Origin of the sequence: Variovorax sp. J2L1-78 (assembly GCF_030317205.1) — a bacterium.
GTDB lineage: Bacteria > Pseudomonadota > Gammaproteobacteria > Burkholderiales > Burkholderiaceae_C > Variovorax > Variovorax arabinosiphilus.
In genome coordinates, this window is record NZ_JASZYB010000002.1 from 235,651 (window position 1) to 260,430 (window position 24,780).

A 24,780-nucleotide genomic window follows, 5' to 3' on the forward strand; every position below is an offset into this window, starting at 1 on the left:
CCCGTCGGCGTCGATTCGGAATAGAGTGACGCCATGAACGCGCCCACCACGCCCAGCCAGCACGACCTGCTGCAGCGCAGCGAGCGCCAGGCGCAGATCGTGCGCGCACTGCAGTCGCACCTGCCCGCCCATGCGCTGATCTGGCAGTCCGAAGACACCACACCCTACGAATGCGACGGCCTCACGGCCTACCGGCAGCGTCCGCTGGTGGTGGCGCTGCCCGAGACCGAGGCGCAAGTAGCCGCCGTGCTCAAGACCTGCCACGGGCTCGGCGTGCCGGTGGTGGCGCGCGGCGCGGGCACCGGCCTGTCGGGCGGCGCGATGCCGCACGCGATGGGCGTGACGCTGTCGCTCGCCAAGTTCAACAGGATCCTGAAGATCGACGCCTACAGTCGCACCGCGGTCGTGCAGTGCGGCGTGCGCAACCTCGCCATCAGCGAGGCGGCGGCGCCCTTCAACCTCTACTACGCGCCCGACCCGTCGAGCCAGATCGCCTGCACCATCGGCGGCAACGTGGCCGAGAACTCGGGCGGCGTGCATTGTCTGAAGTACGGCCTGACGCTGCACAACGTGCTGCGCGTGCGCGGCTTCACCGCCGAGGGCGAGTCGATCGAGTTCGGCAGCGAGGCGCTCGACGGCGCAGGGCTCGACCTGCTCGCGCTGGTCATCGGCAGCGAAGGCATGCTGGCCGTGACCACCGAGGTCACCGTCAAGCTCGTGCCCAAGCCGCAGCTGGCGCGCTGCATCATGGCCAGCTTCGACGATGTGCGCAAAGCCGGCGACGCGGTGGCGGCGGTGATCGCCGCCGGCATCATCCCGGCCGGCCTCGAGATGATGGACAAGCCCATGACCGCCGCCGTCGAAGACTTCGTCAAGGCCGGCTACGACCTCGACGCCGCCGCCATCCTGCTGTGCGAATCCGACGGCACGATCGAGGAAGTCGAGGAAGAGATCGGCCGCATGACCGCCGTGCTGCGCGGCTGCGGCGCCACCGCCATCACCGTGAGCAACAACGAGGACGAGCGCCTGAAGTTCTGGAGCGGTCGCAAGAACGCCTTCCCCGCGTCCGGCCGCATCAGCCCTGACTACATGTGCCTCGACTCCACCATCCCGCGCAAGCGGCTGGCCGACATCCTGCTGGCCATCCAGGAGATGGAGAAGAAGTACAACCTGCGCTGCTGCAACGTGTTCCATGCGGGCGACGGCAACCTGCACCCGCTGGTGCTGTTCGACGCCAACGACCCCGACGAGTTGCACCGCTGCGAGCTCTTCGGCGCCGACATCCTCGAGACTAGCGTCGCCATGGGTGGCACGGTGTCGGGCGAACACGGCGTGGGCGTCGAGAAGCTCAACAGCATGTGCGTGCAATTCACCGCCGCCGAGAACGAGCAGATGTTCGGCGTCAAGCGCGCCTTCGACCCCGAAGGCATGCTGAACCCGGGCAAGGTGATCCCGACGCTGCAGCGCTGCGCCGAGTACGGCAAGCAGGTGGTGCGCGGCGGTCGCCTGCCGCATCCGGACCTGCCGCGCTTCTAGCGCCTCTGCCGCATGAAGGGCTTGCGCGGTCTGGCGTGGTTGCTGGTGTTCCAGTCGATCGGCGAGGTGTTGTCGCGCGGCTTCTCGCTGCCGCTGCCCGGGCCGGTGCTGGGCCTGATCCTGCTGGTGCCGGCGCTGCGCTTCGCGCTCGTGCGCGAGCCGGTGGCCGAATGCGCGGACTTCCTGCTCTCGCACCTCTCGCTGCTGTTCATCCCGGTGGGCGTCGGCGTGATGACGCACCTGGCGCTGCTGTCGCAGTACGGGGGGCGCATGCTGCTGGTGATCGCCCTGTCGACCTGGATCGGCCTGACCGTCACGGCGCTGGTGCTCTACTGGCCGGACCGAAAGGCCCCCTGACGCCATGCCGCACTTCGTCCAGCTCTGGGTCTACCTGTCCGCCTCGCCCCTCTTCGGGCTCACGGCGACGCTGGTGGTGTATCTCCTCGCGCAGGCGGCGTACGTGCGCCTCGGTCATGCGCCCTGGGCCAATCCGGTGCTGTGGTCGATCGTGACGATCGCGGGCGGCCTCACGTTGACGAAGGTCGACTACCCGACCTATTTCGCCGGTGCGCAGTTCATCCACTTCCTGCTGGGGCCGGCGGTCGTCGCGCTGGGCTGGCCGCTGTGGCAGCGTCGGGTCGAGCTGCGGGCGCGCTTCGGCCGCGTGCTGCTGGCAGCCCTGCTCGGTGGTGCGGCGGCGGGCGGTTCGGCGGTGGCGCTGGGCTGGGCAGTGGGGCTGCCGCACGACGTGGTGATGTCACTGGCGCCCAAGTCGGTGACGGCACCGGTGGCCATGGGCATCGCCGAGAAGATCGGCGGCATTCCGGCGCTGTCGGCGGTCTTCGCGGTGCTCACCGGCTTGATCGGCGCGCTGTCGGGCAAGTACCTGTTCGACGCGCTGCGCATCCGCACCACGCACGCCGGCTGGCGAGCCCGCGGCTTCGCGCTGGGCACCGCGGCGCACGGCATCGGCGCCGCGCGTGCGCTGCAGGTGAACGCCGATGCCGGCGCCTATGCCGGCTTGGCGCTCGGCCTGCAGGTGGTGCTGGCCGCGCTGCTGCTGCCGCTGGTCTTTCGGCTGTTCTGACCGCTTCAGTTGCGGTACGGGTTGTTCGGGCGGCGATCGGCCCGGTTCGGCACGCCGTCGCCGTCGCGGTCCCAGCCACCGCGGCGGTACTCCCAGCGGCCACCGCGATCCTGCCATTGCGGCGCGCGGTACGCGTAGCCCGGGCGCGCCCGGACGTACTCACCGCGCACCCACACGTAGCGACCGCCCCGCGCCTCGTAGTGGCCGGGTGCCCAAACATAACCACGGCGCGGCGGCGGCACGCGTTCGGCGCGCGGCGGGGGCGGGGCGGTCTGGATGAAGATCGAGGGCTGTGCCTGGGCGGCGGTCGGCAGCGTGATGGCACCGAGCGGCAGCAGCACGGCGGCACAGGTCGCGAGGGAGAGCGTGAGTTTTTTCATGATGGAATCTCCTGGTCTCAGGAATGAAGGAAGTTCCATGCTGCGCCTGCCGTGTGAAGGCGATGTAAGCGACGCGCGAAATCTTGTGTAGCGCTGTATCGCCGCGAGAGGGGCAGATCAGGGTTTGCGATAGCGTCCGTGGCTTGTCACGGCCCGGGGCGCCACCAACAATCCTACCCATAGGTAGAACAACAATGACAGCACAGCCTTCCCGCTCCGCATCCAAGACCACGGGCCGGCAGCGCGCCGCCACCGAGGCGACCGACCTGCAGCGCGAGCGCATCCTGCAGGCCGCGACCACGCTCTTCGCCGAGCAGGGCTACGCCGCCACCACGATGGCGCAGATCGTGCGCAAGCTCGGCGTGACCAAGCCCTTCGTCTACTACTACTTCCGCGACAAGCAGGAGATCTTCGAGCGCTTGTCGTGGCGCCCGGCCGTGGACTGCTTCACGTCGATGGACTTCCCGCCCGACGACACGCGCCCCGCGCGTGCGAAGGTGACCGAGGGCATCGAGCGGCTGATCCGCGCCACCATCGCGCACCACCCCTGCGCCGTGTTCCCGTACCGCGAGCCACAGGCCTATCGCCCGGCCTACCGCGCGGCGCAGAAGAAGCTGGCGCGCCATTTCTACGACAAGCTGTGCGCCTTGCTGGAAGAAGGCCGGCACGACGGCGACTTCGACTTCGACGACCCGATGATCACCGCGCTGGCGGCCTGCAGCCTGCCGGGCTTTCTCTACACCTGGTACCGGCCCGGCGGGCGGTTCACGGCGGAAGAGACGGTGGCGGCGCTTTCAAAGCTGGCATGGCGCGTGCTCGGCTTGCGCTGACGCCGTTTTCCCACACACGGCAGCACGCCTTCTGGGCATCATGGCAACCATGATCCAGACCGTCGAACTCATCGGTGCACCGACCGACATCGGTGCCAGCGTGCGCGGCGCCGGCATGGGGCCGGACGCGCTGCGCGTGGCCGACCTGCCCGGCACCCTGGCGCGCCTCGGCTTTGCGGTGGTCGACGCTGGCAACCTGGCCGGCCCGGCGACACCGTGGAGCGCGCCCTCGGACGGCCTGCGGCACCTGGACGAAGCCGTCGCCTGGAACCGCGCGGTGTACGACGCGGTCGACGCCGCGCTCGGTGCCGGCCGGCTGCCGCTGATGATGGGCGGCGACCACAGCCTGGCGATCGGCTCGATCAGCGCCGTCGCCTGGCACGCACGGCAACGCGGCCAGAAGCTGCGCGTGCTGTGGCTCGATGCGCACACCGACGTCAACACCCACGGGACCAGCCCGAGCGGCAACATCCACGGCATGCCGGTCTCCTGCCTGCTCGGGCATGGGCCGGCGGCGCTCACCGGCTGGAGCGGCCAGCGTGCCGCTCTCGGCCCCGAGGCCATCCGCTTCATCGGCATCCGCAGCGTCGATGCCGAGGAGAAGCAGGCGATCCGCGCGCTCGGCCTGACCGTGTTCGACATGCGCCACCTCGACGAACACGGCATGCGCAACACGATGACCGAGGCGCTGCAGGACGTGGACGACGACACGCACCTTCACGTGAGCTTCGACCTCGACTGCCTGGACCCGGCCGACGCGCCGGGCGTGGGCACCGCGGTGCGCGGCGGGCCCACCTACCGTGAGATGCAGTTGTGCATGGAGATGGCGGCCGACACCGGCCGGCTCGGCTCGCTCGACGTGGTCGAACTCAACCCGGCGCTCGATGTGCGCAACCGCACGGCCGAAGTGGCGGTCGAACTCATCGAAAGCCTGCTGGGCAAATCGACCCTGGCACGCTGACCGCGTGCGCTTCAGCGGCCTTCCTACGTGCGAAAGCGACCCGACGGAAGCCTGCGATGACCGCCTGCGCGTAAAGTGGGCCTTTCCCAGCCCTCCGCGACATGCAACCTCCTGCGCCCCCCACCTCCGCCCCGGCCGACACCGATGCCGTTTCAGGCCTGCGGATCCTGGTGGTCGAGGACGATCCGGCCACGCTGTCCGCCATGGTCGACATGCTGGAGCTGCTGGGCCATTGGGTCGCGGGCGTGAAAAGCGCCGAGGTCGCACGAGACCGCTTCCTCGACGGTGCCTTCGATGTCCTGCTGACCGACGTCGGGCTGCCGGCCCTCTCCGGGCTGGACCTGGTCGAGATCCTGCAGGCGCAGCACAAGTTGCGTGTCATCTTCGCCACCGGGCAGCCGCGCCCGGCGAACCCGATCCCCGGCACGGTCTGGCTGCAGAAACCCTTCGGTGTGGACGAGTTGCAGGCGGCCCTGCAGGGCATCGAGCGGCCGGTTGGCTGAGCGCCGGGCCGGCGCTCAGCCGCGGTTCGGGCTCGGCTCCACCGGCGTGCCGGCCGGCACGGGGGGCGGGCTCAACGGCACCGTGACGGGGGCACTCTGCGGCACGACCGGCGTGGTGACCGCCGGCACCGGGGGCGCGGGCTCTTCCACCTTCTCGTCGACGGCGCCCGGCACCAGGTAGCGGTCGAGCAGCGCGTAGAAGCGGTCGTAGAAACGTTCGTCGGTGAGCGTCTCGCTGGCCACCTTCACCATCGCGTCGTCGCTGGACGAGAACGGCAGCGACAGCGAGCCGATGACCCCCACGCCTACGCTGGCCGCGTTGTTCGTCTTCTTGATGCCGTAGCGGTCCTGCAGGGCGGTGACGAAGGCGATGCTCTTGCGCTGGCCCTTCGCCGCCGCTTGGTCGCGTGCGCAGACCACCCGGAATTCGACCTCGACATGCACCTCGCTGGCCGGCTGGAAGCTCTTGCGGCCGGTCACCAGGTCGGGGTTGGCGGCCGTGATCAGGTAGCCCTGGCTCAGCAGCGCCCGGCGCGCGGCCTCGCAGGTCTGCGCCTCGGTGGCGGCGTAGCCGCGCGCGTGGGTGGTGGTCGAGTCGAATTCCTCGGGGTCGTAGACAACGCGCTTGGACGTACCGGCGCAGCCGGCCAGGACCAGGAGGACGAGGGCCGCCGCGAGGCGGCCGGAAGAAAAGCGGGAAGAGTGAGGCGACATCGGCGTGGAATGCTACCCGGTGGAAGCCGGCCCGCGGTCAGAGCCGCTGCGCCGCCCAATGTTCCCGCGACCGCGCGTTCAGGGATACAGGCCGCGTTCCTGCCGCGCCATCAGGATGCGCTCGCAGGCCACCGCGTAGGTGGCGGTACGCAGCGTGATCTTGTGCTTGTCGGCCGTGTCCCAGATGTGGTTGAGCGCATTCATCATGATGCGGTCGAGCCGCACGTTGATCTCGTCCTCGTCCCAGAAGAAGGACGAGAAGTCCTGCACCCATTCGAAGTACGACACCGTCACGCCACCGGCGTTGCAGATCACGTCGGGCACCACCAGCACGCCGCGTTCGGCCAGGATGTCGTCGGCCTCGGGCACGGTCGGGCCGTTGGCGCCTTCGAGCACCAGCTTGGCATGGGTCTTCTTGGCGCGCTCGGCCGTGATCTGGCCTTCGAGCGCCGCAGGAATCAGGATGTCGCAGGCGACGTCCCAGAACTGCTCGTTCGGCACCTTGTCGCCGCCCTCGAAGCCGGCCGCGCCGGCCGGCGTGCGCGAGATCGGGATGAGCTTCTCGAGGTCCAGCCCGTTCTCATTGACGACCGTGCCGGTGTGGTCCTGCACCGCGACGATCTTCGCGCCCGCCTCGGCGAAGAGCTCGGCCGCGACCGAACCGACGTTGCCGAAGCCCTGCACCGCGATGCGTGCACCGCGCAGGTCGAGGCCCAACCGGCGCGCCGCCTCGCGCCCGGTGACGAACACGCCGCGGCCGGTGGCCTTGACGCGGCCGAGCGAGCCGCCCAGGTGCAGCGGCTTGCCGGTGACGACGCCGGTGGCCGTGCCGCCGACGTTCATCGAATAGGTGTCCATCATCCAGGCCATGATCTGGCCGTTGGTGTTCACGTCGGGCGCGGGGATGTCGGTGTGCGGGCCGATGATGATGCCGATCTCGCTGGTGTAGCGGCGCGTGACCTTCTCCAGCTCTTTGAGCGACAGCTTCTTCGGGTCGACGCGGATGCCGCCCTTGGCGCCGCCGTAGGGCAGGTTCACCGCCGCGGTCTTGACCGTCATCCAGGCCGACAGTGCCATCACTTCTTCGAGCGTCACGTCGGGATGGAAGCGCACGCCGCCCTTGCCCGGGCCGCGGCTCATGTTGTGCTGCACGCGGTAGCCCTCGTAATGCGCGATGCGGCCGTCGTCCATCTCGATCGGCACGTCGACGATCAGCGCGCGCTTGGGCCGCTTGAGCGTCTCGGCCCACTTGGCCAGGTCGCCCAGGTACGGCACCACGCGGTCGACCTGCTGCAGGTAGGTACCCCACGGGCTGTTGGGCGTGGGATGGACAAAGGACAGTTTCTCGCTCATGGGAAGACCCTCGTTGGATGGACTGGGCGGACGATAGCCCCGGTCCGGCGCCGTGCCAAGGGTTATGCGCCGCGCGGGCGCCTCTATGCACAAGTCGTCACGGACCGCCGGCCGGCGCTCTCGGCTAAACTCGTTTTTCCCCCTCTGCGGCTTGGCGGACGCACCGCGAACCCGGGACCTTTGGACCACCACATGCCAGCGAAGCCAGGCGCCCGATTGCCGCCCAATCCCAGCGACTCCCACGACCCCAGCGCCGCACCCGCCACCAAGACGCCCCGCACGTCCTCGCTGTTCATCGGGTCGACCGAGAAATCGTTCCAGGTGCTGCAGGCCTTCAACGGCTCGCAGCGCCACATGACGCTGGCCGACATCGCGCGCGCCGCCGACCTGGACCGCAGCGCGACGCAGCGCGTGGTCTACACGCTCGAACAGCTGGGCTACCTGCGCCGCATCCCGGAGTCGCGGCACTATGGCTTGACCGCCAAGGTGCTGCAGCTGTCGTACAACTACCTGCGCGCCAACGAGCTGATCGACAAGGCCTCGCCCTATCTGCTGGAGATCAGCCGCACGCTGGGCGAGACGACCAACCTGCATGAACTCGACGGCATCGACATCGTGTTCGTGGCGCGCTTCCACGGCCAGCATCTGGTGAACATCGATTTCAACGTGGGTGCGCGGCTGCCGGCCTATTTCACCGCGTCGGGCAACGCGATCCTCACGCGCTTCTCGCACGAGGAGCGGGTGGCGATCCTGGAGCGCACGCCACTGACGCAGATCACGCCGTTCACCGAGATCGATCCCCAGCGGCTGCTGGCGCGGGTGCAGTCGATGGCCGAGAAGGGCTATGCGGTCATGGCCAACGAGAACGTGCTGGGCGACATCTCGGTGGCCGCGCCGATCACCGACCACCGCGGCATGGCCGTGGCCGCGATCAACATCTCGGTACCGACCACGCGTTGGACCGTGGCGCGCGTCGAGAAGGAATTGGCGCCCCACGTGCAGGTGGCCGCGACCTCGATCTCGAAGGCGAAATTCGGCGCGTACGCCGGCTAGCGCATCCCGGGCTACAGCCGCGCGAGCCGCGCCCGGTGGTCGACCGACAGCGCGTCGGTGTCGAGGTCGGCCGCACGCGGCACGCCGAGCAGACGCAGCGTGATCTCGAACTCGCCGCGCAACATCTGCAGCACGTCGGCCACGCCCTGCGGGCCCTGCGCCGCCAGGCCGTACAACGGCGCCCGACCCAACAGCACCGCCTTGGCACCCAGTGCCCGTGCCTTGGCGATGTCGCCGCCGCGGCGGATGCCGCTGTCGACGAAGACGTCGAGTCCGGTGCCGACGGCGTCGACCACCTCGGGCAGGATCTCCAGCGGGCTCGGCGCGCTCTCGAGCTGCCGGCCACCGTGGTTGGACAGGATCACGCCGTCGACGCCATGGCGCCGCGCGGTGCGCGCGTCTTCCACCGACAGCACGCCCTTGAGCAGCACCGGACCGGGCCAGTGCTTCCTGAGCCAGTCCACTGCACCCCAGTCGAGCGACATGTCCATCTGCCGGCTCATGGCGGCGGCCTGCGCCTGCAGCTGCGCCTTCACGCCCGCGCTGCGCGCGAGGTTCACCAGTTGCGGCGAGCCGCCCTGGCGCAGCATCCGGGCGCACCAGCGCGGGTGCGTGGCCAGGTCGAGCAGCAGCTTCGGCGTGAGGCGCAACGGCATGCGGAAGCCGTTGCGCACGTCATGGTCGCGCTTGCCGTGCACCATGGTGTCCACCGTGAGCATGAGCGCCGAGAAGCCCAGTGCCCGAGCCCGACGCATCATGTCTTCGGCGATGCGGCGGTCCTGCTGGACATAGAGCTGCAGCCACAGCTCGCCATCGGTCGCTTCACGGACGCTCTCGAGCAGCGAGGTCGACGCGGTCGACATCGCGAAGGGCAGGCCCGCCGCGTGGGCGGCGCGGGCCAGCACCTCTTCGGCGCGCGGCCAGTAGAGGCCGTTGAGTCCTGTCGGTCCGACCACCGCCGGCATCGCGAGCGTCTGGCCGAACACCTGCACCGAGGGGTCGATGCGGGTCACGTCCTGCAGCACGCGGGGCCGGAAGATCAGTTGCTCGTACGCGGCGCGGTTGCGCAGCAGCGTGCGCCCATCCTCCGCGCCGCCGTCGAGATAGTCGAAGGCGAAGCGCGACAGGCGCCGGCGCGCCAGCGCGCGGTAGTCCTTGACGGCGGGCAGCACGGGGCGGCCCCTCAGCCCAGGTCTTCGGAGCGCGCGAGCTGCCGGGCGACTTCGACGCGCAAGCGCGCCTGGAGGTCGGCGGCCGGCGGCACCAGCGGTGCGAGCATGCCCGGCGCGTCGACGCCGATCAGGTCCATCACCGACTTCATCGGGCCCGGGTTGGTCTCGGCGAAAGCCATGTCCATCAGCGGAATCAGTTCGCGGTGCGCGGCCAGGGCGTCCGCCGTGCGGCCGGCGAAGGCCAGTTCGTAGATCGCACGCCAGGCCCGCGGCAGCATGGTCGCGGTCACGACGATGCCGCCGCGTGCGCCGGCCGCGAGGTGCAGGGGGAACAGCGAGTCCTCGCCACTGAGCACCGCAAAGCTCGGGTCCACGCCCGCCATCACGCGCAGGAAGTGGTACATGTCGGTGTTGCAGGCCTTCATGCCGATGATCCGTTCGTGCCGCGACAGCTCGTGCAGCACCTCGGGCTGGATCGCCACGCGCGTGCGGTACGGAATCTCGTAGATCAGGATCGGCAGCGGCGACTCATCGGCGAAGCGCAGGAAGTAGTCGCGCACGCCCGCCTGGGTGGGGTTGGTGTAGTACGGCGTCACGACCATCAGCGCATCGACGCCGGCATCGGCGAAGGCGCGGCCCGACGCCATCGCATCGTGATACCCCGGATCGAGCACGCCCGGCACCACCGGCACGCGGCCACCCACGGCCTCCACGCACAGCGCCGCCATCTTGGCGCGCTCGGCACGCGACAGCGCGCCGTATTCGCCGGTGCCGCCCAGCGGCACCAGGCCGTCGATGCCCTGCTTCAGCAGGTAGGCGATCAGCGTGCGTGTGGCCGCAACGTCGATGGTGTCGTCGGCGTGAACGGGGGTGGGGATGGCGGGCAGTACGCCGCGCAGACGGGTCGCGTCCATGGGAGATCCTTGAGAAGTATCGAGAGAGAAATGAGAGCGTGCAGTCGTGGCGCTCAGCGGGCCAGGCTGCGTCGCCGCAGCCGGTCGGCCACGCCGATGAGCACGGCGACGAAGACGAAGAGACAGGTCGACACGGCGGCGATGACCGGCGAGATCTGCAGCGTGACCTCGTCCCAGAACTGCTTGGGCAGCGTCGAGTTCAGGCCGCCCGAGGCGAACAGCGAGATGGTGAGTTCGTCGAACGAGGTCGCGAAGGCGAACAGGAAGGACGACAACAGGCCCGCCATCAGGATCGGGAAGGTCACGTAGCGCAGCGTCTGCAGTGGGCGCGCACCGAGGCTCTGCGCAGCCAGGTCGAGCCGCGTGTCGTAGTTGCGCAGCACGGCCATCATCGTCATCACCACGTAGGGCACCGAGATGACGGTGTGGCCGAGGATGAGGCCCAGCGAGGTGCCGACGAGCCCGACCTTCGCGAACAGATAGAACATGCCGACGGCGATGATCATGCGCGGCACGATGATCGGCGACAGCACGAAGGCCAGCAGGAGCGACTTGCCGCGCATCTGCGAGCGCGCCAGCAGGAAGGCCATCGGCGTGCCGATGAGCATCGACAGCACACCGGCGCCGGCACCGACGACCAGCGAGCGCGTGAGCGCCTGCATCCACAGCGGCGACGCGAACATCTGCTCGTACCACTGCAGCGAGAAACCGCGCGGCGGCCAGTTGAGGCCCGAGTTGCCGGCGAAGGACAGCGGGATCATCAGCACCGTCGGGATGCTGAGGAAGCCGAGCAGCACCAACACCACCATCAGCATGCCGCGCGACTGGCCCGGCTCGCTGGCATGCGCACGGCGGCGGCGGTGCGGCATGAGGCGCGCGAGTGCATCGCTGGCTTTGCCGAGTGCAGTGAGGATCGCCTCGCCGGCCGCGTGCGACCAGCCCGAGGCCGCCATCGGCCGTGCGCGGTCCGACGCGCTGCCGGTCATCGTCGACAGGCCCAGCAGCCGGTCGTAGAGCGCGAAGACCGCCAGCACCACGATCAGCAGGGCCACCGACACGGCGCCAGCGAAGCCCCAGTTCAGCGTCTGCTGCACCTGGTCGATGATGATCTGCGTGATCATGGTTTCGCGGCGGCCGCCCAGCAGCGCCGGGAAGATGAAGAAGCCGATCGCCGTGACGAACACCATGATGGCGGCCGCGGCCACACCGGGCAGCGAGAGCGGGAAGTACACGCGCCAGAACGCCGAGCCGGGCCGTGCGCCCAGCGTGAGCGCGGCGCGCGGCAGGTTGCGGTCGATGTTCTCCATCACCGACAGCATCGTGAGCACGGCCAGCGGCATCAGCGCGTGCACCATGCCCACGAGCGTGCTGCCGAAGCTGTAGAGCAGGCTCATCGGCGCATCGACGATGCCCAGCGCCAGCAGCAGTTGGTTGACCACGCCGTTGCGGCCCAGCAGCACGATCCAGGCGAAGGCGCGCACCAGGAAGCTGCTCCAGAACGACAGCAGCACCCAGAACAGCAGCCGCCCCTTCTTCTGCTGCGGCAGCGACGAAATGAGGTAGGCCACCGGGTAGCCGGCGAGCACCGAGAAGAAGGTGGTCCAGAGCGAGATCTTCAGCGTGATCAGCAGCACGTTGACGTACACCGACGACGCGAAAAGCTGCCGGTAAGACGCGAGGCTCAGCGCGCCGTCTTTGTAGAAGCTCAGCAGCAGCAGTTGCGCCACCGGGTAGACGAGCAGCGCCAGCAGCAGAAGCAGCATCGGTGCCGCGAGCAGCAGGTTGCGGCGCAGCGCATGGCCTGCGGGGCGCTTGGCTGGGACGTGGGCGGGATGAACGGCCGACGACATGCGCCTACTCCGCGATGGCGACCGCGTCGGCCGCCTGCCAGTGCAGCGAGAGCGTTTCGCCCACGCGGTAGCGGATGCTCTGCTGCGAGGTCGGGAAGGCGACGGTGATCGGCGTCTCGCCGGCGAAGGGCGCCTGCAGGTACAGCTTGGTGAGGCTGCCGGTGATCATCACGTCGAGCACCTGCGCCGACAGCGCGGGCGCATCGGGCTCGACGCGCTTGACGCCGAGGTTCTGCGGACGCACCAGCACCCGCACCTTGTGGCCCGGTGCCGGCACGGTGCCGTGCACGGCGGCGCCGGCCTGCACGCGGCCGCCGTCGAGCGACAGCGACAGGCCGTCGCCGTTCGTGCCGGTGACGGTCGCCTCGAACAGGTTCGACTCGCCGAGGAAGTCGGCGACGAACAGCGTGCGCGGGCGGAAGTACAGGTCGGCCGGCGTGCCCAGCTGCTCAATCTGGCCGCCATTCATCAGGCAGATGCGGTCGGACATCGTCATCGCCTCTTCCTGGTCGTGCGTGACGTAGACGATGGTCGTGCCCAGCTCGCGGTGGATGCGCTTGATCTCCATCTGCATGTGGTCGCGCAGCTTCTTGTCGAGCGCGCCGAGCGGCTCGTCCATCAGGATGATGGCCGGCCGGTAGACCATGCAGCGCGCCAGCGCGATGCGCTGCTGCTGGCCGCCCGACAGTTCCTTCGGAAAGCGCTGCGCCACGTGCGGCAGGCGCACCATCTCCAGCGCCTCCCGCGCCTGTTGGCGCGCCTGCGTCGGCTTCACGCCGCGCATCTTCAGCGGGAAGGCGATGTTGTCTTCCACCGTCATGTGCGGGAAGAGCGCGTAGTTCTGGAACACCATGCCGATGTCGCGCTCGTACGGCGCGCCGTAGGTCACGTCGACGCCATTGATCAGCATCGTCCCGCTGTCGGGCTGCGAGAGCCCGGCGATCAGGCTCAGCAGCGTCGTCTTGCCGGAGCCCGAGGGCCCGAGCAGCGTGAGGAACTCGCCGTTGGCGACCTCCAGGTCGGTGGGCGCGAGGGCGGTGACGTCGCCATAGCGCTTACACAGGCCGGAGATGGTCAGATTGGACGAAGGCATGGTGTGGGTTCGGGAAGCGATCGGGGCGAAGTGGTCAGGCGAGCACCCAGCCGTTGAAGCGTTCGATCACGGCGGCCTGGTTGTCGAGCCAGTAGCGCGCATTAATCTGCACGCCGCTCTTCATGTTCTCGGGGCTGGTCGGGCTGTTCTTCGCGATCTCGGGCTTCACGTAGTTGAAGGCCTCGGGCTGCGTGAAGCCGGCGGCGAAGAACTCGGCCTGCACCGCCTGGCGCTTCGGGTCGGACGCGAAGCGGATGAACTCGCGGCAGGCGTCGGCGTTGGGCGTGCCCGCGAGGATCGACCAGTTGTCGACACCCCAGAGGTTCTGGTTCCAGACGATCGTGACGTCGGCGCCTTTGCCGATCGCCTGCTGCGGCCGCGACACCCAAGTGGCGACCATGTCGACCTCGTTCGACATCAGCATCTGCTCGACCTGCGCGCCGGAGTTCCACCACACGTCGACCTTCGACTTGACCTTGTCCAGGCTGGCGAAGGCGCGGTCTAGGTTGGCCGGGTAGACCTGGCCCGGCGCCACGCCGTCGGCCATCAGGGCTTCCTCGATGGTGTCGAAGGGGTGCTTGCGCAGCGAGCGGCGGCCGGGGAAGTCCTTGGTGTTCCAGAAGTCGGCCCACGAATTGGGCGCCTTGCGGCCCTTGAACGCCGCGTTGCGATACGCCAGGACGGTGCTGTACACGTTGGTGCCCACGCCGTAGGGCGACATGTACTGCGCGGGGATTTTCGCGACGTTCGGGTCGGACTCGACACCGTGCTTCTCGAGGTAGACCTTGCTGCCGCTGGTCAGGATGAGGATGGCCGGCTGGCTGATCTTCGCCATGTCCCAGGTGTAGTTGCCGGTCTCGACCATGCTCTTGATCTGCGCGGTGGGCTCGGCGTTCGCCTGCACCGGAACAACCTCGATGCCGGTCTTCGCGGTGAAGGGCTTGTAGAACGCGGCCGCGTAGGCCTGGCTGTAGATGCCGCCGTCGTCACGCACCACGATGCGCTTGCTGGCCGCACGCGCTGGCGTCCAGATCGCGGGCGCGGCAAGGGCAACGATGCCGCTGGCAGCCGCCTTCAGGGCGTTGCGACGGGACGGTTTGCTGGGGGGCAGTGTGTGCATGGCGAACTCCTTCGGTGAAAGAAATGAGGCGAGATGGAAGCGCGGGACGGGAACGGAAATCAGTGCGCCGGGGGGGGCGGTGCGTCGGGCACCAGGCGGCCCGGGTTGAACAGGTTCTGCGGATCGATCGCCTGCTTCATGCGACGCATCAGGCCCAGCTCGACGGGCGACTTGTAGTGCGCCATCTCGTTGAGCAGGGTTCGGCCAACGCCGTGCTCCGCACTGAAGGTGCCGTGCAGGCTGTGCGCCACGTCGTTCACGCTGTGGCGAATGCGCTGGGCCATCGCCTCGGGGTCGGGCACGGCCTCCCATTCGGCGAAAGTGAAGAAGGGGATGAAGTGCACGTTGCCGTCGCCCAGGTGCGCCACGATGACGATCGGCAGGCCGGGCACGATGGCGTGCACGGCGGCGGTGGCGCGCTCGATGAACGCGGGCACCGACGACACGGGCACGGCGCTGTCGGTGGTCAGGCCCACGCCGGCCTTCTTGTTGGCCTCGGACACGCTGTGCCGGATCTCCCACATCGCTGCGCGCTGGGCGCCGCTCGTCGCCAGCACGCCGTTGAGGAGCAGATCCTGTTGCGCCGCGCGTTCGAGCACCTGCTCCAGCGTGGCCTGCAGCGCGTCCTCCGGACCGGTGTCGGACAGTTCGATCAGCACATGCCACGGATGCAATGCCGACAGCGGATTGCGCCGGCTGGGCAACTGCTCGGTCACGATGCGCAGCTGGTTCGCGTCGATCATCTCGAAGGCCGAGAGGCTCGCGCCGCAGGCCGACTGGAACAGGCCCAGCAACTGCAAGGCCGCGGCGGGCGTACGCGGCGCCACCCAGGCGATGGCGTGCGAGGTCGGCAGCGGATGCAGCTTGAGCGTGGCGGCCGTGACGATGCCCATCGTGCCTTCGGCGCCGATGAACAGGTGCTTCAGGTCCAGCCCGGTGTTGTTCTTGCGCAGGGTGTAGAGCCCGTCCCAGACGGTGCCGTCGGGCAGCACCACTTCGAGGCCGAGCACGTTGTCGCGCGTGTTGCCGTAGCGCAGCACGCCGGTGCCGCCGGCATTGGTCGCGATGGTGCCGCCGATCTGGCAGGAGCCTTCGGCGCCCAGGCTGATCGGGTAGAGGCGCCCCTGCGCGGCGGCGGCTTCCTGCACGGCGGCCAGCACGCAACCGGCCTCGACTTCCATCGAGTTGTTGGCTGCATCGACCGTGCGCACGCGCCGCATGCGGGCGAGGTTCACGATGACCGGCGCCGCGCCATCGGTGCCGGGCACCGCCCCACCGCAGAGGCTGGTGTTGCCGCCTTGGGGAAGCACCGGGACGCCGTGTTCCACGCACAGGCGCACGACCGCGGCCACCTGCGCCGTGCTCGAGGGCTGCACCACGCACGCTGCCGTGCCTCGGTAGCGGCCGCGCCAGTCCTCGGTGAAGCCGGCCACGTCGTCTTCGGTGGTGAGAACCGCACCGGCGCCGAGAAGGGCGATCAGCTGTTCGTTCAAGGTCATCTTTTGCACCATTTGGGTGAGGGCCGCACGGCCCGCGAATGCGTCTGTCCAGTGTACGCAAACCCCATGCCAATGAATTGCATAGTGCACTCTTCAATTGCAATGAGATTATTCTCAGGGAAAGCACTGAGCCCGGCCTGCGGCGAGAACGCCACAGGGCCGGGCCCATGAGATCGATCAGTGCGGCGGAAATGCGTCAGTGCATGGCGGCCAGCAGCGCCGCATTGCCGCCGGCCGCCGCGGTGTTGATGGTCAGCGTCTGCTCGGCGCAGAAGCGGTAGAGGTAGTGCGGCCCGCCCGCCTTCGGCCCGGTGCCGCTGAGCCCTTCACCGCCGAAGGGCTGCACGCCGACCACGGCACCGATGGTGTTGCGGTTGACGTAGACGTTGCCGATGTGTGCCTGCGCGGCCATCGCGAGTGCACGTGAGTCGATGCGCGTCTGGATGCCGAAGGTGAGCCCATAGCCGAGCGCATTGATGCGCTCGACCACGGCGGCCGGGTCGCCCGACCAGCGCACGATCTGCAGCACCGGCCCGAAGATCTCGTTGCGGACATGCTCGATGGACGGAACCTCGAAGGCCTGCGGGGCGATGAAGTTCTGCATCGGCACCGCGACCGGCGACGCAACGATCGGGCGCCCGTGCGCGGCCAGCGCATCGACCGCGCGCGCCACGTTGTCGAAGGCCTCGGCGTCGATCAGCGGGCCGACGTCGGTCGCGAGCAGCGCCGGGTCGCCACCCGCCAGCTCGGCCACCGCACCGCCGAGCATCTCGATCACGCCGTCGGCGATGCCCTCGTGCACGCACAGCAGGCGCAGCGCCGAACAGCGCTGGCCGGCCGAGCGGAAGGCGCTCTGCACGACGGCATCGACCACCTGCTCGGGCAGCGCGCTGGAGTCGACCACCATCGCGTTGATGCCGCCGGTCTCGGCAATGAGCGGGACGATCGGACCGTCCTTCGCGGCCAGCGCGCGATGGATGATCTTCGCCACCTGGGTCGAGCCGGTGAACACGACACCGGCGACGCCGGGCGCGGCCACCAGCGCGGCGCCCACCGTCTCGCCCGGGCCGTGCAGCAGCTGCAGCGCATCGGCGGGTACGCCGGCCGCATGCAGCAGCTTGACGGCTTCGAGCGCGACGCCCGGCGTCTGCTCGGCTGGCTTGGCCAGCACCGTGTTGCCAGTGGCGAGCGCGGCCGCGACCTGGCCCATGAAGATCGCCAGCGGGAAGTTCCAGGGGCTGATGCAGACCCAGGGGCCGCGCGCGACAAGCCGCAGTTCGTTCGATTCGCCGGTCGGTCCCGGCAGCGCCACCGGCTGCATGATGCGCTCGGCCTCGTCGGCGTAATAGCGCAGGAAGTCGACGGCCTCGCGCACCTCGGCCACGGCGTCGCCCCAGGTCTTGAAGGCCTCTTTCACCAGCAGCGCGCAGAAGCGGGGGAGGTCCGCCTGCAACGCATCGGCGGCGTGGCGCAGCCGGGCCGCGCGCTGGGCGACGGGCGTGCCGCGCCATGCCGGCAGCGCGTGCAGGGCCAGGGCCACCGCCCGCTCGGCGCGCGACACGTCGAACAGCGGTACCACCGGCACGGACGTATTCGCCAGCGCCGCCAGCAAGGGCGCGCGCATCGTGGCCACGGCGAGGTCGAGACCTTCGCTGTTGCGGCGCGCCGGCACCGGCCCGTAGAGCAGTGGCGGCAGGGGCAACGACGACACCGGCGACGCATGCAGCGGCGACGCCAGCAACTGGTCGACCGGCACCTCGTCGTCGCCCAGCTGGTTCACGAAGGAGGAGTTGGCGCCGTTCTCCAGCAGCCTGCGCACCAGATACGCCAGCAGATCCTTGTGCTGGCCGACCGGCGCATACACCCGCACATGGGCTGTCGTTGCCTTCATGACTTCGCGGTAGACGCCCTCGCCCATGCCGTGCAGACGCTGGAGTTCGAAGGAATGATCGCCAGCCATCTGCAAGATCGCCGCGATGGTGCCCGCGTTGTGCGTGGCGAATTGCGGGTAGATCGCGTCGGGCGCGGCCAGCATGGCGCGGGCGCAGGCGAGGTAGCTCACGTCGCTGTGGTGCTTGTGCGTGAACACCGGGTAGTGCGGCAGGCCGAGCTCCTGCGCACGCTTGATCTCGGCGTCCCAGTAGGCGCCCTTGACCAGGCGGCACATGAGGCGCAGACCGTGCCGGCGCGCGATGGCAACCACCTCGTCGATGAGCTCGAGCGCGCGTGTCTGGTAGGCCTGCATCGCCAGGCCGAAGCCGCGCCATTGCGGCCGCTCGGCAGCGATGCGCGCCGCCAGCGCCTCGAAGACGTCCAGCGAGAGTTCGAGCCGGTCGACCTCCTCCGCATCGATCGTGAGGTTCAGGTTGGCGTCGGCGGCCAGCGCGCACAGCTGCCACACGCGCGGCACCAGCTCGCCCATCACGCGCTCGTGCTGCGCGTCTTCGTAGCGCGGGTGCAGGGCACTCAGCTTGATCGAGATGCCGTCGTTGTGCTCGGGGGCGCGCGCGGCGTCCGACTGCGCGCCGATGGCGCGGATCGCGTCGGCGTAGCTCTGCAGGTAGCGCTGCGCATCCGCCTCCGTGCGGGCGCCCTCGCCCAGCATGTCGTAACTGAAGCAGAGCGCCGGCTGCTTCTTCTGCGCGCTGCGCGCCTCGCCCATGGCTTCGCGGATCGTCTGGCCGAGCACGAACTGGCGCCCCAGCAGCTGCACCGCGCGCAGCGTCGCGGCCACCACGGTGCGCGAGCCCAGGCGCGCCAGCAGCCCCGGCGGATGGTCGCTCTCCGGCAGGAAGCGCTTCGACAGCGCGATGGCCGAGGACGACAGCCGCGCCAGCGTGGAATCGGCCGCGCCGTCGAAGTCGGCGCGGCCGAGCTGGTCGGCGGTCAGCGCGATCGCGGTCTCGGCGTCGGGCACGCGCAGCAGCGCCTCCGCCAGCCGCATCAGCGCCAAGCCTTCGGCGCTGGAGATCGGGTACTCGCGCAACAGGCTTTCCATGGCCCAGAAAGGGGGCGGGTTGTTCCGCACGGCCTGGACCCACGGCGCCGCGCGCAGCGCGGCCTGGTGCCAGTCGAGTGCGCCTTCAAGGGCGGCGAGACGGTGGGCGACGACGTCGGGTTCGGGGCGGTACGGGATCGGCAGGCGCATGAAAGAACTCCAGGAGGGATGGCTGTGATCGTGCCGCTGGCATCATCGAGTTATTCACCAAAATTCACCCCATACACCGGATAATTTGAAGCCAATGAGCAGCGAATTACCCGGCATCGACCGCATCGACATGAAAATCCTGAGGATTCTTCAGGAGGACGGCCGCCTGTCGAACCTCAAGCTGGCCGAGATGGTGGCGCTGTCACCCACCGCCGTGCTGGCGCGCGTGCAGCGCCTCACGCGCGAGGGCTACATCCAGGGCTACGAGGCGCGGCTCGACCCGCACAAGCTGGGGCGAGGATTCACCGTCTTCGTCGAGGTGCTGCTCGACCGCACGACGCCCAACGTGTTCGACGCCTTCAAGGCGGCGGTGCAGGTACGCGACGAGATCATGGAATGCCACATGGTGGCCGGCGGCTTCGACTACCTGCTCAAGACCCGCATGGCCGACATGGCGGCGTATCGCGAATTCGCGGGCACCGTGCTGTGGCAGTTGCCCGGCGTGCGCGAGACGCGGACCTACGCGGTGATGGAAGAGGTGAAGAGCAGCGCGCGGATTCCGCTGCCCGGCTGAGGCTACGCGGGGCGCTGGCCGAGCAGATAGTCGACGAACACCCGCACCCGCAAGGGCACGAAGCGCCGGTGCGGATACAACAGGCTGTGGGGCCGCGACCGCCCGCCGAAGTCCTTCAGCAGCTCGACCAGCCGACCCGTGCGCAGGTCCTCCTCGACCACGAAGCGATAGGCCTGGAACACACCCGCGCCGTGGCGCGCCAGCGTGGCGCCGGCGACCACGTCGTCCGAGCACGCATAGCCGCCGGTGGTCTGCAGTTCGACGTCCTGGCCCTCCTGGCGGAACAGCCACGGAATGGGGCGCCCGCTGCTGGGCAGTTCGAACTGGACGCACTCGTGGGCCCGTAGGTCATCGAGGGTCGCGGGCGTTCCGTGACGCCGCAGGTAGTCGGGCGAGGCGACCACGACCAGCGGCGTGTCTTCCAGATGCCGCGCCACCAGCGTGGAGTCGCCCGTCGCCCGCGCCCGTATCGCGAGGTCGTAGCCCTCTTCCGCGAAGTCGATGTTGCGGTTGCTGACGTTGACCTCGACCTTCACGTCGGGGTGGCGCTCGCGGAAGGCCGGCAGCAGGGGCAGCAGGCGGTAGTGGCCATAGGTGGTCGGCGCGCTGATGCGCAGCAGGCCCGAGGGCGCGGCCTGGTGGCCCGTGACTTCGCGCTCGGCTTCGACCAGCTGGTTCAGGGCCTGCCGGCACTGCTCGAAGTACCCACGCCCCGCCTCGGTCAGGCGCATCTGCCGGGTGGTCCGCGTGAAGAGCCGCACGCCGAGCCGCTCCTCGAGCCGCGAGACCGAACGGCTGACGGCCGCCGGCGTGACCGAGGCGGTCGTCGCTGCGGCCGTGAAGCTGCCGTGCTCTGCAGCGAGGCAGAACAACTCGATGCTGCCCAGCATGACGTCGTCGAACTGCCGGTTCATGGGGTGTGGCTCGCCTTATTCATTACATCATGTACTCATAGATGTTCAACAAGCCCACTTTAAGCCATGAAAGAACATCAATAAAGTCGATCCAACAGATCCAGCAACCCGCCACGGTCTGCATGTCATCCCCTTGAAAGGACCTTCCTCATGACTTCCAACGCTTCCAAGGTCGCCGTCATCACAGGCGCCTCCAGCGGCATCGGCGCAGCGCTCGTCCAGGCCTACCGCAAGGCCGGCTTCCGGGTCGTCGCCAACTCGCGGTCGATCGGCCCCAGCGCGGATCCGGACATCCTCGCGATCGCGGGCGACGTCGCCGAGCGCGCCACGGCCGAGCGGATCTTCAGCGACGGCGTGGCGCGCTTCGGCCGCATCGACACGCTGGTCAACAACGCCGGCATCTTCACGGCCAAGCCGTTCACCGCGTTCACGGGCGAGGACTGGGCGGCGAACATCGGCACCAACCTCGCGAGCTTCTTCCACATCGGCCAACTGGCCGTGAAGCGGATGGAAGCACAGGGGTCGGGCCACATCGTCCAGATCACGACGAGCCTGGCCGACCAGCCGATCAACGGCGTGCCGTCGGTCCTGGCGTCGCTGACCAAGGGCGGCCTGAACGCCGCCACCAAGTCGCTCGCCATCGAGTACGCGTCGCGCGGCATCCGCGTGAATGCGGTCGCGCCCGGCATCGTCAAAACGCCGATGCATCCGCCCGAAACCCACGCGACGCTCAGTGGCCTGCATCCGCTGGGCCGCATGGCCGACGTCGAGGAGATCGTCGACGCGGTGCTGTTCCTCGAGAACGCCAAGTTCGTGACGGGCGAGATCCTTCACGTCGACGGCGGGCAGGCCGCCGGCCACTGGTGATCCGCCATGCCCTACATCAAGATCGAGATCACGCGCGAAGGCGTGACCCAGGCACAGAAGAAGCAGCTGATCGCAGGCGCGACGGAGCTGATGGTGCGGGTGCTCGACAAGGACCCGGCCAGCACCTTCGTCGTGATCGACGAAGTGGATCTGGACAACTGGGGCGTGGGTGGCCGTCCGGTCGTCGAATGGCGCCGAGAGCAGGCTGCGGCGCTAGCGCTGGCCGAAGATCGCCGTGCCCACGCGGACCAGGGTGCTGCCCGCGGCGACCGCGGCTTCGAGATCGGCTGACATCCCCAGCGACAGGGTGTCGAGCGCGATGCCAGCCGCGCGGATTTCCTCGAAAACGGCCGCTGCGCGCAGGAACAAGGTCCGCTGCGCGTCGAAATCGGGGGCCGGTTCGGGGATCGCCATCAGCCCGCGCAGCCGCAACCGTGGCAACGACGCCACGGCCTGCGCCAGCGCCAGCGCCTCGTCGACCGACACGCCCGACTTGTTGGCGCCGCCGTCGACGTTGACCTGGAGGCAGACCTGCAGCGGCGGCAGACCGTCGGGCCGCTGCTGCGACAGTCGCTCGGCGATCTTCAGCCGGTCGATGCTGTGGACCCAGTCGAAGTGCTCGGCCACCACGCGCGTCTTGTTGCTTTGCAGAGGGCCGATGCAGTGCCACACGAGCTGCGCACGCAGGTCGGCCAGGGCCTCGATCTTGGCCACGCCCTCCTGCACGTAGTTCTCGCCGAAGGCGGTCTGGCCCGCGGCCACGGCCTCGCGCACCGCCTCGGCCGGGAAGGTTTTGGAAACGGCCAGCAGCTGCACGCCGGCCGGGTCGCGGTCGGCGGCCGCACATGCCGTCACGATCCGTGATCGAACTTGGTGGAGGTTGGCGGCAATCATCGTCATAATCATCCAAAGCGTATCAAAACGTCACCGAGGGTCTTCGTGGACATCACCCAACTGCTGGCATTCAGCGTCAAGAACAAAGCCTCCGACCTGCACCTCTCGTCGGGGCTGCCGCCCATGATCCGGGTGCACGGCGACGTGCGGCGCATCAACGTCGATGCGCTCGACCACAAGGCGGTGCACGCCATGGTGTACGACATCATGAGCGACACGCACCGCAAGCACTACGAAGAATTCCTGGAGGTCGACTTCTCCTTCGAGATCGACGGCCTGGCGCGCTTCCGCGTGAACGCCTTCAACCAGGCGCGCGGCGCGGCGGCGGTGTTCCGGACGATTCCGTCGAAGATCCTCACGCTCGAGCAGCTCAACGCGCCCAAGATCTTCGGCGACCTGGCGCTCAAGCCGCGCGGCCTGGTGCTGGTGACCGGCCCCACGGGCTCGGGCAAGTCGACCACGCTGGCGGCGATGGTGAACTACCTCAACGAGACCGAGTACGGCCACATCCTGACGGTCGAAGACCCGATCGAGTTCGTGCACGAGTCCAAGAAGTGCCTGATCAACCAGCGCGAAGTCGGCCCGATGACGCTGAGCTTCGCCAACGCGCTGCGCTCCGCCCTGCGCGAGGACCCGGACGCGATCCTGGTGGGCGAAATGCGCGACCTGGAGACCATCCGCCTGGCGATGACCGCCGCCGAAACCGGCCACCTGGTGTTCGGCACGCTGCACACCTCGTCGGCCGCCAAGACCATCGACCGGATCATCGACGTGTTCCCGGGCGAAGAGAAGGAAATGATCCGCGCAATGCTGTCGGAGTCGCTGCAGGCCGTGATCTCGCAGACGCTGTGCAAGACCAAGGACGGCCAGGGCCGCGTGGCGGCGCACGAGATCATGCTGGGCACCTCGGCCATCCGGAACCTGATCCGCGAGGGCAAGGTGGCGCAGATGTATTCCTCGATCCAGACCGGCAGCGGCCAGGGCATGCAGACGCTCGACCAGAATCTGACAGACTTGGTGCGCCGCGGCGTCATCAGCGCCGCCGAAGCCCGCGGCAAGGCCAAGACCCCCGAAAACTTCCCAGGCTGACGCGCTGCGCGCCACCTGCAGCCCGAGAGACCATCATGGAACGCGATCAGGCCAGTCAGTTCATCAACGATCTGCTCAAGCTCATGGTGAGCCGCAACGGCAGCGACCTGTTCATCACCGCGGACTTCCCGCCGGCGATCAAGGTCGACGGCAAGATCACCAAGGTGTCGGGCCAGTCGCTGGGCATGCAGCACACGGTGGCGCTGACGCGCTCGATCATGAACGACCGCCAGGTGGCGGAGTTCGAGCGCACGAAGGAATGCAACTTCGCGATCTCGCCCACCGGCATCGGGCGCTTCCGCGTCAACGCCTTCGTGCAGCAGGGCAAGATCGGCATGGTGCTGCGGACCATTCCCGCGACGCTGCCGACGATCGACGGGCTGGGCATGCCGCAGATCCTCAAGGACGTGTCGATGACCAAGCGCGGCCTGACCATCCTGGTGGGTGCGACCGGCTCGGGCAAGTCGACCACGCTGGCGGCGATGGTCGACTGGCGCAACGAGAATTCCTTCGGCCACATCGTGACGGTCGAAGACCCGATCGAGTTCGTGCACCCGCACAAGAACTGCGTGGTGACGCAGCGCGAAGTGGGCATCGACACCGACAGCTGGGAGGCCGCGCTCAAGAACACGCTGCGCCAGGCGCCCGACGTCATTTTGATGGGCGAGATCCGCGACCGCGAGACGATGGAACACGCGGTGGCCTTCGCCGAGACCGGCCACCTGTGCATGGCGACGCTGCATGCCAACAGCGCCAACCAGGCGCTCGACCGCATCATCAACTTCTTCCCCGAAGAACGCCGCGCGCAACTGCTGATGGACCTGTCGCTCAACCTGCGCGCGCTGGTGTCGCAGCGGCTGGTGCCCACGCAGGACGGCCTGGGCCGCGTCGCCGCCGTTGAAGTACTGCTGAACACGCCGCTGATCTCCGACATGATCTTCAAGGGCGAGGTGGGCGAGATCAAGGAGATCATGAAGAAGAGCCGCAACCTCGGCATGCAGACTTTCGACCAGGCCCTGTTCGACCTGTTCGAATGCAACCAGATCAGCTTCGAGGACGCGATCCGCAACGCCGACTCGGCCAACGACCTGCGCCTGCAGATCAAGCTCAACAGCCAGCGCGCCCGCTCGACCGACCTCTCCGCGGGCACCGAGCACTTCGCGATCGTCTGACCCACCCCCGATGCGACGCACTGCGTGTCGCCGCCTCCCCCTCAAGGGGGCGCACCC

Annotated in this window: 24 protein-coding genes; 12 read left to right on the forward strand and 12 right to left on the reverse strand. The window is 68.7% G+C overall.

Going from position 1 to position 24,780, the window contains the following annotated elements; translation table 11 throughout:
• The first annotated feature begins 33 nt into the window (after positions 1–33).
• Genes QTH86_RS14960 through QTH86_RS14970 form a run of 3 tightly spaced genes read left to right on the forward strand, consistent with a single transcriptional unit; the run spans position 34 to position 2,623 of the window.
• Entirely contained in the window at positions 34–1,536 is a 1,503-nt protein-coding gene (locus QTH86_RS14960) for an FAD-linked oxidase C-terminal domain-containing protein (protein WP_286647002.1), read from the forward strand.
• A 12-nt stretch (positions 1,537–1,548) separates the two neighbouring features.
• Complete coding sequence (locus QTH86_RS14965) at positions 1,549–1,893, forward strand: CidA/LrgA family protein (RefSeq protein ID WP_286647003.1); 345 nt, start codon at positions 1,549–1,551, stop codon at positions 1,891–1,893.
• Positions 1,894–1,897: 4 nt separating this feature from the next.
• Entirely contained in the window at positions 1,898–2,623 is a 726-nt protein-coding gene (locus QTH86_RS14970; protein ID WP_286647004.1) for an LrgB family protein, read from the forward strand.
• Between the two features lie 5 nt (positions 2,624–2,628).
• On the opposite strand, the gene QTH86_RS14975 is transcribed toward QTH86_RS14970, so the two are convergent.
• A complete protein-coding gene (locus QTH86_RS14975) occupies positions 2,629–3,003 on the reverse strand; it encodes a YXWGXW repeat-containing protein (protein WP_286647005.1) in 375 nt (124 codons plus the stop codon).
• A gap of 194 nt (positions 3,004–3,197) precedes the next feature.
• Here QTH86_RS14975 and QTH86_RS14980 point away from each other — a divergent pair, with 194 nt between their 5' ends.
• The 3 genes from QTH86_RS14980 (at position 3,198) to QTH86_RS14990 (ending at position 5,297) form a co-directional block, all read left to right on the forward strand.
• The gene (locus QTH86_RS14980) at positions 3,198–3,833 is read left to right on the forward strand and encodes a TetR/AcrR family transcriptional regulator (protein ID WP_286647006.1); all 636 of its coding nucleotides are present in this window, start codon (positions 3,198–3,200) and stop codon (positions 3,831–3,833) included.
• 49 nt (positions 3,834–3,882) lie between these two features.
• Complete coding sequence (gene rocF / locus QTH86_RS14985) at positions 3,883–4,794, forward strand: arginase (protein WP_286647670.1); 912 nt, start codon at positions 3,883–3,885, stop codon at positions 4,792–4,794.
• A gap of 101 nt (positions 4,795–4,895) precedes the next feature.
• A complete protein-coding gene (locus tag QTH86_RS14990; protein WP_286647007.1) occupies positions 4,896–5,297 on the forward strand; it encodes a response regulator transcription factor in 402 nt (133 codons plus the stop codon).
• Between the two features lie 15 nt (positions 5,298–5,312).
• Here QTH86_RS14990 and QTH86_RS14995 read toward each other — a convergent pair whose 3' ends face one another.
• Entirely contained in the window at positions 5,313–6,011 is a 699-nt protein-coding gene (locus QTH86_RS14995) for a DUF2242 domain-containing protein (protein WP_286647008.1), read from the reverse strand.
• 78 nt (positions 6,012–6,089) lie between these two features.
• Positions 6,090–7,364, reverse strand: coding sequence for a Glu/Leu/Phe/Val family dehydrogenase (locus QTH86_RS15000; RefSeq protein WP_286647009.1), 1,275 nt, complete (start codon positions 7,362–7,364; stop codon positions 6,090–6,092).
• Positions 7,365–7,556: 192 nt separating this feature from the next.
• Between QTH86_RS15000 and QTH86_RS15005 the strand changes: the two genes are divergently transcribed.
• A complete protein-coding gene (locus QTH86_RS15005; protein ID WP_286647010.1) occupies positions 7,557–8,417 on the forward strand; it encodes an IclR family transcriptional regulator in 861 nt (286 codons plus the stop codon).
• A gap of 11 nt (positions 8,418–8,428) precedes the next feature.
• Here the strand turns inward: QTH86_RS15005 and QTH86_RS15010 are convergent, their stop codons facing one another.
• The 7 genes from QTH86_RS15010 to QTH86_RS15040 all read right to left on the reverse strand — a co-directional run bounded on the left by QTH86_RS15010 (position 8,429) and on the right by QTH86_RS15040 (position 19,213).
• A complete protein-coding gene (locus QTH86_RS15010) occupies positions 8,429–9,589 on the reverse strand; it encodes an alpha-hydroxy acid oxidase (protein WP_286647011.1) in 1,161 nt (386 codons plus the stop codon).
• Positions 9,590–9,600: 11 nt separating this feature from the next.
• On the reverse strand, positions 9,601–10,503 hold the full coding sequence (gene dapA / locus QTH86_RS15015) for a 4-hydroxy-tetrahydrodipicolinate synthase (protein WP_286647012.1): 903 nt from the start codon (positions 10,501–10,503) through the stop codon (positions 9,601–9,603).
• 53 nt (positions 10,504–10,556) lie between these two features.
• Positions 10,557–12,266, reverse strand: coding sequence for an ABC transporter permease subunit (locus QTH86_RS15020; protein ID WP_286647671.1), 1,710 nt, complete (start codon positions 12,264–12,266; stop codon positions 10,557–10,559).
• A gap of 91 nt (positions 12,267–12,357) precedes the next feature.
• On the reverse strand, positions 12,358–13,446 hold the full coding sequence (locus QTH86_RS15025; protein WP_286647013.1) for an ABC transporter ATP-binding protein: 1,089 nt from the start codon (positions 13,444–13,446) through the stop codon (positions 12,358–12,360).
• 34 nt (positions 13,447–13,480) lie between these two features.
• The gene (locus QTH86_RS15030; protein WP_286647014.1) at positions 13,481–14,566 is read right to left on the reverse strand and encodes an ABC transporter substrate-binding protein; all 1,086 of its coding nucleotides are present in this window, start codon (positions 14,564–14,566) and stop codon (positions 13,481–13,483) included.
• A 59-nt stretch (positions 14,567–14,625) separates the two neighbouring features.
• Positions 14,626–16,065, reverse strand: a complete 1,440-nt coding sequence (locus tag QTH86_RS15035; RefSeq protein WP_286647015.1) for an FAD-binding oxidoreductase — start codon at positions 16,063–16,065, stop codon at positions 14,626–14,628.
• Positions 16,066–16,261: 196 nt separating this feature from the next.
• Entirely contained in the window at positions 16,262–19,213 is a 2,952-nt protein-coding gene (locus QTH86_RS15040; protein ID WP_286647016.1) for an L-glutamate gamma-semialdehyde dehydrogenase, read from the reverse strand.
• A gap of 94 nt (positions 19,214–19,307) precedes the next feature.
• Here QTH86_RS15040 and QTH86_RS15045 point away from each other — a divergent pair, with 94 nt between their 5' ends.
• Positions 19,308–19,787 carry an Lrp/AsnC ligand binding domain-containing protein gene (locus QTH86_RS15045; protein WP_286647017.1) on the forward strand — a complete coding sequence of 160 codons (480 nt, stop codon included), beginning with the start codon at positions 19,308–19,310 and terminating at the stop codon, positions 19,785–19,787.
• Between the two features lie 2 nt (positions 19,788–19,789).
• Here QTH86_RS15045 and QTH86_RS15050 read toward each other — a convergent pair whose 3' ends face one another.
• Positions 19,790–20,701 (reverse strand): LysR family transcriptional regulator, encoded by a 912-nt coding sequence (locus QTH86_RS15050; protein WP_286647018.1) that lies wholly within the window; start codon positions 20,699–20,701, stop codon positions 19,790–19,792.
• Between the two features lie 150 nt (positions 20,702–20,851).
• Between QTH86_RS15050 and QTH86_RS15055 the strand changes: the two genes are divergently transcribed.
• The gene (locus QTH86_RS15055; RefSeq protein WP_286647019.1) at positions 20,852–21,568 is read left to right on the forward strand and encodes an SDR family NAD(P)-dependent oxidoreductase; all 717 of its coding nucleotides are present in this window, start codon (positions 20,852–20,854) and stop codon (positions 21,566–21,568) included.
• A 6-nt stretch (positions 21,569–21,574) separates the two neighbouring features.
• Positions 21,575–21,859 (forward strand): tautomerase family protein, encoded by a 285-nt coding sequence (locus tag QTH86_RS15060; protein WP_286647020.1) that lies wholly within the window; start codon positions 21,575–21,577, stop codon positions 21,857–21,859.
• Here QTH86_RS15060 and QTH86_RS15065 read toward each other — a convergent pair.
• Complete coding sequence (locus QTH86_RS15065; protein ID WP_286647021.1) at positions 21,782–22,468, reverse strand: YggS family pyridoxal phosphate-dependent enzyme; 687 nt, start codon at positions 22,466–22,468, stop codon at positions 21,782–21,784. The genes QTH86_RS15060 and QTH86_RS15065 overlap by 78 nt on opposite strands.
• 39 nt (positions 22,469–22,507) lie before the next feature.
• On the opposite strand from QTH86_RS15065, the gene QTH86_RS15070 reads away from it, so the two are divergent.
• Positions 22,508–23,551, forward strand: a complete 1,044-nt coding sequence (locus QTH86_RS15070; RefSeq protein WP_286647022.1) for a type IV pilus twitching motility protein PilT — start codon at positions 22,508–22,510, stop codon at positions 23,549–23,551.
• A 35-nt stretch (positions 23,552–23,586) separates the two neighbouring features.
• Entirely contained in the window at positions 23,587–24,723 is a 1,137-nt protein-coding gene (locus tag QTH86_RS15075) for a PilT/PilU family type 4a pilus ATPase (protein ID WP_286647023.1), read from the forward strand.
• The last annotated feature ends 57 nt before the right edge of the window (positions 24,724–24,780 follow it).